Genomic DNA, 13,776 nt, shown 5'->3' with positions numbered 1-13,776 from the left:
TTTGCAATAACACCAACCCCACAAGGAGAACAATCATGGTCGATACCTGCCGCATCAGCGTCGACGCCGCAACGACGGTCGGAGAGCTGGATCATTCGTGGCGCTTCATCGGATACGACGAGTGCAACTACACCTACATGCCCGAAGGCAAGGAGCTGCTCGCCAAGTTCGGCGGACTGGACGACGCCCCGTACTACGTGCGCACCCACTTCATGTTCTGCAACGGCAGCTGCACCGGAACCCAGAAGTTCGGCTCGACGAACATCTACCGCGAGCTCTCCGACGGCAGGGTGATCTACGACTTCACCTACTACGATCTCATCCTCGACTCGATCCTGGAGTCCGGCAACAAGCCGTTCGTCGAGCTCGGCTTCATGCCGCAGCATCTCGCCGATCCGAAGTACCACGAGCAGCCGTCGCTCGCCGGCTTGGACGTATACAAGGAGATCGGCTGGACGTACCCGCCCGAGGACTACGGCAAGTGGCACGACTTCATCCTCACCACCGCGAGGCATCTGGCCGAGCGCTACGGCGCCGACGAGATCGCCACATGGTATTTCGAGCTGTGGAACGAACCCGACATCTTCTACTGGTCGGGCACCGTCGACGAATACTGCACGCTGTACGACAACACCGAGCACGTCCTGCACGAGGCGCTGCCCGGAGCCCGCCTCTCCGGCCCGGCCTGCACCGGCATCTTCCTGCACAACGGCGCGAACGCGTTCATGAAGCAGTTCTTCAGGCACTGCCGCGAGGGCCGCAACGCCCGCACCGGCCAGACCGGCACCCGCCTCGACTTCATCACCTTCCACGCCAAGGGATCGGTCTTCCCCGCCGACGTGACCGCCACCAAGGCGGTGCCCAGCGTGGGCAGCCTAGTCCATCAGGTGCGGCTCGGCCTCGAAGTGATCGCCCAGGAGGGGTACTCGGACCTCGACGTGGTCATCTCCGAGGCGGACCCGGACGGATGGGCCGCCGGCGGCATCGCCGACAACCCCAACATGAAGTACCGCAACAGCGAGTACTATGCCTCCTACGTGGCCGCCACATACAACGGCATCCACAAGCTCGGCCGCGAGCTCGGCGCCAACGTGTACCCGCTGGCGTGGGCGTTCATGTTCCCGCAGGAGGAATGCTTCGCCGGCACGCGCACCTTCTCCACGCAGGGCATCGACAAGCCGGTGTTCAACCTGTTCCGCATGCTCTCGCGCATGGGCTCCCACGAGCTGGCGATGACGAGCAGCGACGAGGCGGATCCGGCTTACGACCGCAGGCTGATCGACGACTTCGACGAGGAGGCGCCCTCCCATTACGACGGCGCCGGGGCACAGACCGTGCTGTCCGGGTACGCATCCCGTTCGGACGACGGCGCGACGCAGATCCTCGTCTACTCGCACTGCGACGACATCGACCGGCAGGGCGAGCATGAGGTCGAGCTGCACGTCCGGGGCCTGAAGCCCGGCCAGTACCGGCTCTCGCACTATCGCATCGACGGCGACCACTCGAACGCGCACACCGTATGGCAGGCCGAAGGCCGGCCCAAGTACCCGCAAGGGGCGCAGTACGAGACGATCAAGAGCGCCGGGGCGCTTCAGGAGCTGGAACCGGAACGGGTGCTCGACGTGGCCGGTTCGGACGACGAGGCGGGCGCCACGCTGCGCTTCTCCATGCCGGCCCACGCCATCTCGCTGCTGACGCTGCGCGCCGCCTGACCGGGGCGCGGCCGGTGCCGGCCTGCGACGCTGCAAGCCGGCACCGGCCATCACAACCCCGTCAACCCGAATTCGAAAGCCGATCATCTATGATGAATACCATGAGTGGCCAGTCCGAGCACAGCAACGATCGTTCCGAGTTCGAGAATCCCGTCACCTTGGCCGACATCGCCAGGGTGACGGGATTCTCCCAGATGACGGTGTCCAACGCCTTGAGGGACAAGCCCAAGGTCAGTGCCAAGAACCGGGCCAGGATCAAGCAGGTGGCGCAGGAGATGGGCTATCAGGCGAACGTCGCGGCCACCATACTGCGCAACAACCGCAGCGGCATCATCCAGGTCGTGGTCGACGATTTCGAGGTGCCCTTCCATGCGCGCATCGCCAAATACCTCGCCCAGGCCGCCACGGGATACGGCTACCAGCTGCTGGTACGCCAGTCGTCCAGCTTGGAACGCGAAGAGGTCCGAGCGCTGAAATCGACTCCCGGCCTGTTGTACGACGGCATCATCCTGGATGCGCCGAACATCACCGAACAGCAGGTGCTGGAGCATGTGCAGAGCAAGCCGGTGCTGGTCATCGGCGACTGCGCCTCGTTCATCCGCATTAATTCCATGGACACCGCGTGCGTGCAGGGATCGGCGATGGCCGTGGAACATCTGTGGCAGCAGGGCTGCCGCACGTTCCGCGTGCTCGGCGCGGCGCATCCGTCGCTGCAATCCCTGCGCCACGGCAGCGGCAACGGCTTCGCCCCCCGACGCATGGCGGCGATCGACGAGGCGCTGCAACGCCATGGCGTGGAGCTTGCGGCCTCGCAGTGCGTGGATTGCGAGCGCACCTTGCAGGGAGGCCATGACGCGGCGCAGCGCATGCTGGCCGATCCGTCATGGGCCGCCGACGTCAGCGCGGCCGGCGCTCCGGGCATCGGCATCCTGTGCCTGTCCGACACCATCGCGCTGGGCGCGCTGCGCGCCCTGGCGGACCACGACGTGCCGGTGCCGGCCACCGCCAAGATCATGGGCTTTGACGGCATCCCCATGTCCGCATACGCCAATCCTTCGATCAGCACGGTGGAGATGGACGTTCCGGCCATGGCGCAGACCGTCATTCTGCGCATGCTGAGCATGATCGAGGCTCGCAACCACCATGAACCGCTGCCGCCCGTAGCGCACGACAACATTCCGTTCAGGCTGATACCGCGGGGTTCCACGCGCTAGGCCGCATCAAAGCTCTGCCGGGTCCCGGCATAGCCGGTGCCGGGATACGGCCGACCGGGAACCCGAACCAGACCGCATGCCGGCCGGGAAATCGCGCAGGACACCGTCCGATGCGGCGTAGGTTCGAGTTGTCGGTGCGCGCCTTTGTAGACCCAGTTGTTTTAGATTCGATTTATATCGTTTATCAATATAATTTGATACGAAAACGCCTTGGTCTCCGGCATCACGCACCGACAACTCGCATCCTCCGCGCATTCATGCCCACGAATCCGTCTGCTCGGCCATGCGCCGCCCCGCCCGATCGGCAGACGGCCGGCCGTCAACGGCCGTTGCCGCCGAATCAGGCCCTCAGCGGGACAGTTCCACACCTTCGGCATTGGCGAGTACCTGCGCGTTGGCCTCGGCAAGGCTCCCGCACGCGCGCCCGTCGCGGCGCATGCCGCGGATGGTCACGCCGCGCACCGGATGTTCGGCGTCGTATCCGCCGATCAGCGACGGTTCCTCGTCGCCTCCGGTGGTCACGTCCACATCCTCGATGCGCACGTTTTCGATCAGGCGCCCCGGCGCGGGGTTGTAGTCCGTGTTCCACTTGGTTTCGATGTCGAACACGCGGCCGCGCGAGATGCGTTCGATGCGGATGGACCGCCACAACACGTCGCGCACCGTGTTCTTGTCGCCGGCGTTGATCGCCATCACGCCCAGATATCCGCTCTGGTATTCGTTGTGTTCCAGCACGTCGATGTTCTCGAAGCGAAGCCGTTCCAGTACATCGCCATCGTGCTCGTGGTCGCCGTGCGTGCCGATCATCATCGGATGCGCCACATCGGCCCACAGCGTGCAATCGCGCACGCTCACGTCGCTCGACCCGCCACGGTACTGCCAACGGCTGCCGTACACGGCGATGCAGTCGTCGGAGGTACGCAGGAAGCAGTCGGCGATGCGCACGTCCGCGCAGGCCATCATGTCGATGCCGTCGGACCATCCCTCGCAGCTGAACGTTTTGACGCCGCTGATCGCCACATCGCGCGACGAGCCCATGAACACCGTGTAGTGCGGCGGATTGATGAGGATAAGGTCCTCAAGCGTCACGTTCTTGGAGAAGGTGACGACGACGCCGCTCGTACCGGAGAACCGCTTGAAATCGGCGAGGTAGAGCACTCCCCTGCCCCGCACGCGCACGTCCTCGGCGTGGTCGATGACCAGCGATCCCTCGAGCACCGCGCCACCCTCGATGATCACATCGGTGTGCGAGGGGATGTTCCACACGCCGTCGGCGAGGTAGTGGTAGCCGGGCTCGATGAGCACGACGGCGCGGGGGCGCCCGGTATCCAGCGCGGCCTCGATACGCTCGTTGACCTCATAGCACCCGAGCGTGGACGGGCGGGTGAGGGAGCCGGGCACGGTCACGTCGGCGGGTTCGGCGCCGGATTCCGGATCGGGCGCGCAGCGCAGCGAACCGGCGAAGACGTGCAGGTTGTGCTGGCGTTCGCGGTTGATCTCCACGCTCAGGTTCGCCGGCTTGTCGAGCGTGAACACCAGACGGTTCGCCTCCGCCAGGCGCGGTTCGACGCCGAGCGACAGGGGGCGGATGTCCGCGCGGTACATGGTGTACCAGCCCTTGACGCGCACCTCGACCTCGACGCGTCCGTCGAAGTCGAAGTAGCACATCGACGATTCGCGCACGTCATGCATGTTGACCTTCACGCGGTAGACCGGGACCTCCCGTCAGCCGGCATCGGCGACGGAGCCATCACCGGCATCAACGCGCGCGCCGTCCCCGGCATCCCGAAGCGGGCGGACGCGCACCGCGTACTCGTCGCGGAGCACCGCGCCCTCGGGGGCCGGGTACACGCGGACCGACGGATTCGTCCCGTTCAGCGTCTCACTCGATTCACTCATCAGATAACACCCTTCACACAGTCGCGCCGGCGCGCCACGCCCCCGCAACACGCGGGGCGAGGAAACAACGCTCCTCGCCCCGCGAATCTCTTCATATTCAAACCGGCCACGCAACGGACCGGCCATGCCCTACATCACTTCAGGCTACCGACCGTCACGCCGGACTTCCAGTAGCGCTGCAGCGCGATCATCAGGCACACCACCGGGATCATCGAGATGAACGCGCCGGTCAGCACCAGGATCGTCAGATCGTACTGGGAGTCGGTGCCGCGCGCGATCCAGGACTGCAGGCCCAGCATCACGGTCCACTTGTGGTAATCCTTCAGGAAGACCATGGGCCACATGAAGGAGTTCCAGTTGCCCACGAACGACAGCAGGAAGATCGTGGCCGCCGGGGTGACCAGCAGGCGCGAGGAGATCTGCCAGAAGATGCGGTACTCGCCGGCACCGTCGACGCGAGCGGCCTCCATCAGCTCGGTCGGCACCGATCCCTCGGCGTAGACCTTGGCAAGATAGACGTTCATCGGCGTGAACATGCCCGGCAGCAGCATCACCCACCAGGTGTCGTACATGCCGACCTTGTTGAACAGGATGAACGAGGGGACGATGAGCAGCGAGCCGGGGATCAGGAAGGACACGATGATCATGCCCATGATCAGGCCGCGGGTGTGGAACCTGTACTTGGCGAGGCCGTAGCCGGCGGTCACGGTGATGAGCGTCACGCCGGCGGAGCACACCAGCGAGATCCAGATCGTGTTCCACAGCCACTGGCCGTAGATGCCGTCCTGGTAGGTGAACAGGTCATGCAGGTTCTTGACCAGGTTGAAGTCCTTGGCGAACCACAGCCCGTTGGTGGTGTACAGCTCCTGCTTGTTCTTCGTGACCGAGACGATGAGCCACCACAGCGGACCGACCGCGTAGACGGTCAGGATGATGAGGATGGTGAGCACGCCCCATTTCGAGGCGCCCTTGGCCTGGTTCGCGGTGGATTCGCCGATCTGCGAGTTTTCCCTCTCGCGGTGGAACAGTGACTTCTTCGTTGCTGTGGCAGCCATATCACTTCTCCCTGTTCTGCAGCTTGTAGATGATGCCGGATGCGATGCCCATGATCACGGCGAGCACGATCGACAGCGCGGTCGCGTAGTTGAGGTTGCCGACCTGGAACGCCTGGTTGTAGATCATCATCGCCGGGGTGAAGTCCTTGGTGATGGTCTGCGGGCTGACCGAGCGGAACAGGAACGGCTGATCGAACAGCTGCACGGTGCCGATGATGTTGAGCATGGTGGTCAGCGCCACGGAGGTGAGCATGTAGGGCACCTTGATCGAACGGGCGATGCGGAACTCGGAGGCGCCGTCCAGGCGGGCGGCCTCGATAACCTCGCCCGGAATGGCCTGCAGCGAGCCGTACATGATGAGCATGTTGAATCCGAGACCGCCCCAGATGGCCATCTGGCCGATGGATCCCCACACCATGTTCGAGGAGAAGAAGTTCACGTTAAGGCCGATCGCCTTGAAGAACGGGGTGAGCGGGCCGACCGACGGGCTGTACAGGTAGATCCAGATCGTGGTGGCCACGATGCCGGGGGTCATGTACGGCAGCAGCAGGAAAATGCGGAACCGGCCGGCCATCTTGCGCGACGACGCGTCGATCAGCAGCGCGATGGCCATCGACAGGATCTGAGTGAGCGGCACCACGATGACGGCGTACAGCGCCACGCGCCCCAGGCCGGCCCAGAAGGTCGTGTCCCTCATCGCGTTGAGGATGTTCTGCAGGCCGACGAACTTGGTCGTCGCCTCGCCGAGTCCAAGGCCGGATTTCTGCTTGGAGTACAGCGACACCTGCAATGCCATCACCACGGGGATGATGACGAAGAATATGAAGCCGGCCAGGAACGGCCAGGTGAACGAGGCGCCCTTGAGGGCCTCGAGCGTACGCCAGGAAACGTGGCCGCCCTTGCGCTTCGCTGGCGCGGGCGTCGGCACCGCCGCGGCGGATTTCGCGTTCGACATCTGCAATGCTCCTTAATAACGAACTCGGACGAGTGGCATCGGCATGACCCGCCCATGGCAGGGCCGCAGCAGCAGGAGGAGAAATGCCGCTGCGGCCCTGTGGATCGGACGGGACCGGCCGTGTCAGCCGATCGTGTAGTTGATGCCCTTGGACTTGAGGTCCTTGGCGACGAAGTCCTGCGTGTTCTTCAGCGCGTCCTTCACCGTGATCTGGCCGTTGACGGCCTTGCCCCACTGGTCCTGCAGCTCCGGGAACCAAGCGTCGTAGTTCGGGCCGAGGTTGAAGCCGCCCATCACGTCCTTGGTCGCGGTGCCGATGATGTCGACGGCGGCGTCGGGATTGGAGTAGAAGCCGTCGGGGATGTTGGCCTTGACGTACTTGGTCAGGTCGCCGGACAGGCCGGACGGCAGCGGGATGGTGTTGCTGGCCTTGTCGCGGCCGGCCTCAAGGCCCTCGTCGGAGTTGATGTACTTCTCCCACTTCATCACGGCGTCCTGGTGGGCCTTGTCGGTGCCCTTCGGCACGAAGTCGACCTGGCTGACGACGCCCGGCACCTTGAAGGTGCCGTCGATGGTCGGGTATGCGGAGATTTCCCACTTGCCGGAGGTGTTCGGCATGTTGGTCTTGAAGTTCGGCACGGACCAGTACTGCGTGGTCATGAACGCGAGCTTGCCGGAGTCGAAGAACTTGTACAGCGAGCCGGTGTCGGTCCAGGTCTCGTTGGAGACCATCTTGCCGTCGATCATCTGCTGGATGATGTCGGCCGCCTTGAGCGTGCCGTCATCGAGGAAGTTGACCTGCCACTTGTCGCCCTTGATCTTGAACCAGTTGCCGCCGGCCTCCTGGGCCAGCTGCTCGAGCACGGACGGATCCTCGCCCGCGAGGTTGAAGATCTTGACGCCGTCGGCGTTGGCCCTCTTGCCGAGGGCCAGCAGGTCGTCCCAGGTCTTCGGGGCCTCGACGCCGTACTTGGCGAGCACGTCGGCGTCGGAGATGCTGTACTGGCCGGCCGGGGCGACGGGGATGCCGTAGTACTTGCCGTTCAGCTGGGCGTTCGCCTTGGCGCCCTCGTTGAAGATGCCCAGGATCGGCTTGATGGAGTCGGTGATGTCCTCGGCCCAGCCGTTGGACACGTTGGTGGTCAGCGGCGCGAAGCCCTGGACCAGATCGGGCAGCTTGCCCTTGGCTTCGAACGCATTGCGGAAGTTCTGCTGCTGGGCGGTGTTGGAGGCCTGCAGCACGAACTTGACCTTGACGTCGCTCTGCGCCTTGTTGAACGCATCCGCCTGCTGCTGGCCGGTGGTGCTCCAGCTCCACACCTCGATCTCGGTCGGGCCGGAGGACTTCGACGACGTGTCGTCGCCGTTCGAGCTCGAGCCGCATGCGGCCATGCCGACCAGTGTCGCCACGGCGGCGACGCCGGCGCCGACGCGCTTCATCGTTGCCCCAAACGTAGAACGCTTCATGGTTCTATTTCCTTCCTTCACGAAAAACCTCGTTGGTTTTCTGCTTTCGTTCACCAGTTAGTGAATCCATTCACCGGTGAATGGCTTCAATTAAAACACCCTCGGTGAATCGTGTCAAATTGGAAAGGGGTTATCGTTATACTTAACGCTGGAATTCCAATGTTTTTCAGCGATTATGGCGCGACACGCCGTACCATTTAGGCAAGCGTTTTCCGATATCGTGGAACCCACCCATAGCACGAAGTGAATCATTTCACCGGTGAACATCTTCACCGTCGTGCTAAGATGCGCTCAACGGCGCGGCGGAACAGCGCATACGGTTCCCACGGCCCCTCCCCCGACACCAAGGACGATCATGGTTACATTGCGAGACGTGGCGAACGCCGCTGGCGTATCACCGGCGGCCGCCTCCTATGCGCTGTCCGGCAGTTCCAAGGTCACCGAGGAGACCGCGAGGCGGGTGCGCAAGGCCGCCCGCGCGCTGCACTACACCGGCAATTTCGCGGCGCGCAGTCTGCGCAGGGGAAAGAGCGGCATCATCGGCGTCGCCATGTTCGAGCTGCGCCGCGAGTATCCGGCCACCTTGGCCTATGCCATCGGCAACGAGGCGGCGAAGCATGGACGGCAGGCGCTCGTCCAGCAGATCTCCTATTCCGACGAGCGCGAACGCGCGTTCATCCGCAGCATGGCCAACCAGTACAGCGACGGTCTGCTGCTGTGTTCGGCCGGCGTGCCGGAATCCGAGATCGACGCCCTGAGCAAGGGCAAGCCGGTCGTCGTGCTCGACGACGTCTCGATCAAACGGTACGACACCGTCCTCAACCCGCGCGAGGAAGGCGAAAACGCCCTGGTCGGCCATCTGGTCTCCATCGGCAGGACCGACGCGCTGATCATCGGGGCCGATCGGCTCTCCAGGAAGGAGATCATCGCCGCACAGCCGGGGCGGTACCGTTTTCTGGCAAGCTGCTATGCGGCCTATGCGAACCACGGCATGCGGCTGAACAAACGGCGCATCGAGCCGCTGCCCGCCTGGGACATCGAACAGGCCCGGCTCAAGGCGCACGAGCTGGTCGAGCGGCGCTGCATCTTCGACAGCGCCATCTGCGCCACCGACACGGTGGCCCTTGGATTCATCCGCGGACTGCTCGAATGCGGCGTCCGCGTGCCCGACGACGTGGCCGTGGTCGGCTTCGACGGCATCGCCACCGGCCGGTACTGCTCCCCCACGCTCACGACGATCGAAACGGACATCGACGAGGTGGCCCGCCGCGCGGTCGATCTGCTGATGCGGCGCATCGGCAACGCCGAAGACAACGATGACGACGAGGGCGCACCGACCGATCCGCAGCACGTCACCGTCGGGTATCGGCTGCGGATAGGCGAGTCCACCGTCGGGGCGAAGGACTGACCCGACGGCGCCGTTGACCGGTGGCGTCATTGACTGACGGCATCGTCAGCCGGCTGCGCCACCGCCATCGGCGCCGTAGCCGGACCAAATCAGTCGCGGCGGCGCAGGGCGCGGGTCATGGCGACCAGCACGACCACGATGATGACGGCCATGATCGCATAGTCGATCTGCGCGCCGGTCCTAGTCGCCGCGGCATACGCCGGGGAGCCGATCTTGCCGGAGCCGGACTGGAACACGGAGATCACGGTGGCGACGACCGTGGTGCCGGCCGCGCCGGCGAACTGCTGAAGCGTGCTGAACATCGCGTTGCCATCCGGCCGCGCATCGACGGACAGCAGCGACAGGCCGCTGGTCATGATGTTCGCGTAGCACAGCGAGAATCCGACCATATACACCACGTACAGCACGGCGAGCAGGGCCGGGGTCATCATCTGCCCGAGCACGGCGAGCGCCGCCAGCGCCGCCACGGCGAGCACCGAGGCGCTCAGGATCGGCTTGCGCGCGCCGAACCGGTCGAGCAGCATGCCGCCGACCGGCGAGAACAGCGCCCCGACCAGCGATCCGGGCAGGATCAGCAGCCCGGCGACGAGCATCGGCGTGCCCATGCTCATCTGCGGTACGTTCGGGATGATGTAGCCGAAGCCGATCGTCACGCCCTGGTAGAGCATGTACGAGAGCAGGTGGCAGCGGAACGCGCCGTTGCGCAGCACGCCGAGACGGATCATCGGCGTTGGCGAATGCCCGGTCCGGTGCCCGAACGCGGCCAGACCGCCGAGTCCGACAAGCGCTCCGACCACGCACAGCGCAGCGGGCGTGGCGACCGATCCGCCGCCGCGCGACACGCTGACCGCCTCCGCGCCTTGGTTGATGAAGACGATGAGGCCGCAGAAGCCGAGCGACAGCTCAAGGAACTGGATGTACATGAACTTCGGCTTGCCGACCTCGCGCTTCTGCTCGATGGTGGCGACGCCCAGCGCCAGGCACGCGAGCATGATGGGGATGAGCGCGATGAAGATCACGCGCCACGAGACATAGGCCGACACGAACCCGCCGACCGCGGGGCCAAGCGCCGGCGCGGTGCCGACAACCAGCGTTCCGAGGCCCATGAGCTGGCCGATCTTGGAATGCGGCGCCTGTTCGAGGATGATGTTGAACATGAGCGGCAGGGCGAGTCCCGCGCCGATGCCCCCGAGCACGCGCGCGAACAGCAGCACGGGGAACGCGGCGCCGACCGCCATCACCACGCATCCGGCGATGGAGAACAGATCCGCCGCGATGAAGATATCACGCTGCAGGAAGCGACGGCGCAGCCACGGACTCAGCGGCACGGTGATCGACACGACAAGCAGGTAGCCGGTGGTGAGCCATTGGATCGTGGCGGCGCTGACGTGCATCGTGCCCATCAGTTGCGGGAACAGCACGTTCATCACGGTTTCGGTGAGAATGCCGAAGAAGGCCAGCGATCCGACCGCCACGATCGCGCCGATGAGCTTGCCGGGGATGCGCTCGTCCTTGGCGGCGCGCATGGCGGCATCGGCGGCGCCGACGGTTGGTGCATTGGGGTGGGTGTTGGACTGGGCGTTGGCCGCGGCGTTGGCCGCGGCGTCGGGAGCGCCGGTGGAAGCGCCGGTGGAAGCGCCGGTGGAAGTGCCGGCGGAGCTGGAAGCGCCGGGAGCCACAGAAACGGCTGTTGGAGCAATTGCTGATACTTCGGAAGTCATGATTCCAATATACACCATTTTGGTAAGCGCTTGCCATAATGGTCCACACTCTGCTTTTCTGAGATTGCGTTTGAACGCTCGTAGAACCGAGTTATCGCAAGGATAACCGCGATAAAACTCTTAACATAGCGTGGGTCGCACGCAGGTAATTTTCCTATAGCCGATTGTTTTAGGTAAGCGTTTGCCGATTTTGGAACGCCATGTTGCGCATGACGCACGGCAACGCACCGGATGATGCGTTTGACGCGAAGTGCCTTGGATACACAGGATGCGCTGCTCAGTGCTCAGAGCCCCAGCCCACCGGTAGCCCACGTGCGAGCAACCCAAATAGTCCATAGAAGAACCACTCCGACTGCAACACCACAGGCGGAGCAGCTCTCACATCCTCCAGAACACACGCCCCACCAATACACCATCGGCAAAGCAACACCCACAACCTATAGAAGAACCACCCCGCCCATGGCATCCCAAGCGGGGCATAATCCCCATCCTCCAGAACAATCGGATCACCGAAAAATGCAAGCGAAGCACATCACACAGCCCATAGAAGAACCACCCCGCCAGCAATACCCCAAGCGGACCATCCCTCACATCCCCCAGAACACACGCCCCACCAATACACCATCGGCAAAGCAGCACCCACACCCTATAGAAGGCACGCCCCACTCACAACACCCCAAGCGAAGCGCGTCTCATACCTCCTACAACAAACACCCCGCCAATAATCTGCACGCGCAGCAACACCCACATCCTCTAGAAGAACCGCCCTGCCCACAGCCTTCCCGGCGAGGCACAACCCATATCCTCCAAGGTACGCGCCCCGCCGGCAAAGGCCACACGCAAGGCAACACCCACATGCGAGGCAACACCCACTCCGCCGGAAAGCCACCGGTCAGAACCGCTGCAGGCCGCACCGCTCGATATGCCCCTGCCACGCGTCAGGCTTGGGAATCGAGCGAAGCACGCCATTCGACGAGGCGATCAGCGCGGCAATGCCCATGATCCCGGCGAGCGCCAACGCGGCGGTCGTATATCCGAAACGATCCATCATCACGCCGCCGGCCGCGGTCAGCAGCGCGTACGCACCCATACCGCACAGGGTCTGGGCCGCACCGAGCCGCCCCTGATTGCCCTTGGACACCAGTATGCTCAGGTATCCGCCGGCCACCGCGTTGCCGGCCGGCAGCATCAGCAGGCCGACGAACAGCAGCAGCCCCTTGCCCCACACGTTGGGCATTAGCGCCACACCGAACGACCCGACGGCCATCAGCCAGAACGACAGGCAAATGATGATGCCGCCCCGCAACCTGTCGATGATACCGGCCGCCGCAGCGGCGCCGATCAGCATGCCGACCGACCCGATGGTCCCCACCATGGCCGCGACGAAGGTGCTGCCGGTCTGCCGGGTCACCTGCATCTGCGTGATGAGCAGCAGCGCGTTGATCGAACCGTTGAACGCCATGGATGCGATGATGACGCAACGCTGGAACGGCCAGCGGAACAGCCATTCCATGCCGGAGAACGCGACTCGCCAGCCGATCTCCATCTCCTTTCGAACAGTACTGCCACTCGGACCGCCGTGACGCCCGCCATCGCCACCATCTCCATTCCCATCGTCGTCACCGACCTTCCAATAGCGGCGAATGCGCCACGCGCCGATCATCGAGATCACGTTCATCACGGCGCCGGACAGCAATGGCACCGTATTGCCCATATGCATGAGCATGCCGCTGATCGGGTCACTGGCCAGGTTGATCACGGCGTCCCGGGCGCTGTTGAGCGACATGGCGCGAGCCAGTTCCCTGTCGGGAACGACGCCGCGCAGCATCGCGTTCGAGGTGTTGCCCAGCAGGCCGGAACGCAGGCCGAGCAGTATGGCGAGAACCATCAGCCCCGCGACACCCAGCCAGCCCATCCGCCCGAGCAGCCCGGCGCCGCCGAACAGCAGCACACCGGTCGCCGACCAGATCAGCAGCAGCATGCGCCGGTCGCAACGGTCCTGCAGCAGCCCGCCGGGAATATTCGTCGCCGCGGAAACGCAGCTTTGCACCGCGCTGACCAGCGAGGCCTGCGCCGCCGACCCGGTCACCGCCAGCACGATCAGCGGTATCGCGAAGCCGGCCATGCTCGCGCCGAGCGTGCCGGACGTATCGGCCACCAGCCACGGACCGTAGTCGGTCGTTTTCCACAATGAGGGGCGCGCATCGTCGGCCACGATGCCAGCATGGTCGTTTTCGGGCAGGCTCGCGCCAGAGTGTGATGATTGCTTCATGATCAGATCCTCGATCGATAACACATGTTGTGAAATATCATGCGGAAAATAGAAAATGTGATTCGATAAGCCG

10 protein-coding genes are annotated in these 13,776 nt (G+C 64.2%); 3 read left to right on the top strand and 7 right to left on the bottom strand.

Annotated elements, in window-relative coordinates:
* The first annotated feature begins 35 nt into the window (after nucleotides 1–35).
* Nucleotides 36–1,712, top strand: coding sequence for a GH39 family glycosyl hydrolase (locus BBSC_RS04555; protein ID WP_051923115.1), 1,677 nt, complete (start codon nucleotides 36–38; stop codon nucleotides 1,710–1,712).
* Nucleotides 1,713–1,801: 89 nt separating this feature from the next.
* Nucleotides 1,802–2,926 (top strand): LacI family DNA-binding transcriptional regulator, encoded by a 1,125-nt coding sequence (locus tag BBSC_RS04550; protein WP_156102362.1) that lies wholly within the window; start codon nucleotides 1,802–1,804, stop codon nucleotides 2,924–2,926.
* 348 nt (nucleotides 2,927–3,274) lie between these two features.
* On the opposite strand, the gene BBSC_RS04545 is transcribed toward BBSC_RS04550, so the two are convergent.
* From BBSC_RS04545 to BBSC_RS04530, 5 genes are all read right to left on the bottom strand, one after another.
* The gene (locus BBSC_RS04545; protein ID WP_144414415.1) at nucleotides 3,275–4,618 is read right to left on the bottom strand and encodes a glycosyl hydrolase family 28 protein; all 1,344 of its coding nucleotides are present in this window, start codon (nucleotides 4,616–4,618) and stop codon (nucleotides 3,275–3,277) included.
* 33 nt (nucleotides 4,619–4,651) lie between these two features.
* Nucleotides 4,652–4,825 (bottom strand): hypothetical protein, encoded by a 174-nt coding sequence (locus tag BBSC_RS13900; RefSeq protein WP_156102363.1) that lies wholly within the window; start codon nucleotides 4,823–4,825, stop codon nucleotides 4,652–4,654.
* 134 nt (nucleotides 4,826–4,959) lie between these two features.
* Nucleotides 4,960–5,880, bottom strand: a complete 921-nt coding sequence (locus BBSC_RS04540) for a carbohydrate ABC transporter permease (protein ID WP_033519401.1) — start codon at nucleotides 5,878–5,880, stop codon at nucleotides 4,960–4,962.
* Nucleotide 5,881: 1 nt separating this feature from the next.
* Nucleotides 5,882–6,835, bottom strand: coding sequence for a carbohydrate ABC transporter permease (locus tag BBSC_RS04535; RefSeq protein WP_033519400.1), 954 nt, complete (start codon nucleotides 6,833–6,835; stop codon nucleotides 5,882–5,884).
* A 123-nt stretch (nucleotides 6,836–6,958) separates the two neighbouring features.
* On the bottom strand, nucleotides 6,959–8,302 hold the full coding sequence (locus BBSC_RS04530) for an ABC transporter substrate-binding protein (protein ID WP_081892831.1): 1,344 nt from the start codon (nucleotides 8,300–8,302) through the stop codon (nucleotides 6,959–6,961).
* A gap of 355 nt (nucleotides 8,303–8,657) precedes the next feature.
* Between BBSC_RS04530 and BBSC_RS04525 the strand changes: the two genes are divergently transcribed.
* Nucleotides 8,658–9,710, top strand: a complete 1,053-nt coding sequence (locus BBSC_RS04525; RefSeq protein ID WP_081892832.1) for a LacI family DNA-binding transcriptional regulator — start codon at nucleotides 8,658–8,660, stop codon at nucleotides 9,708–9,710.
* An 89-nt stretch (nucleotides 9,711–9,799) separates the two neighbouring features.
* On the opposite strand, the gene BBSC_RS04520 is transcribed toward BBSC_RS04525, so the two are convergent.
* Nucleotides 9,800–11,431, bottom strand: a complete 1,632-nt coding sequence (locus BBSC_RS04520) for an MFS transporter (protein ID WP_081892848.1) — start codon at nucleotides 11,429–11,431, stop codon at nucleotides 9,800–9,802.
* 892 nt (nucleotides 11,432–12,323) lie between these two features.
* Entirely contained in the window at nucleotides 12,324–13,703 is a 1,380-nt protein-coding gene (locus BBSC_RS04515; RefSeq protein ID WP_051923119.1) for an MFS transporter, read from the bottom strand.
* Nucleotides 13,704–13,776: the final 73 nt, after the last annotated feature.

The organism is Bifidobacterium scardovii JCM 12489 = DSM 13734, assembly GCF_001042635.1.
Lineage (GTDB): Bacteria > Actinomycetota > Actinomycetes > Actinomycetales > Bifidobacteriaceae > Bifidobacterium > Bifidobacterium scardovii.
This window is presented reverse-complemented; position numbering and strand designations above follow the sequence as displayed.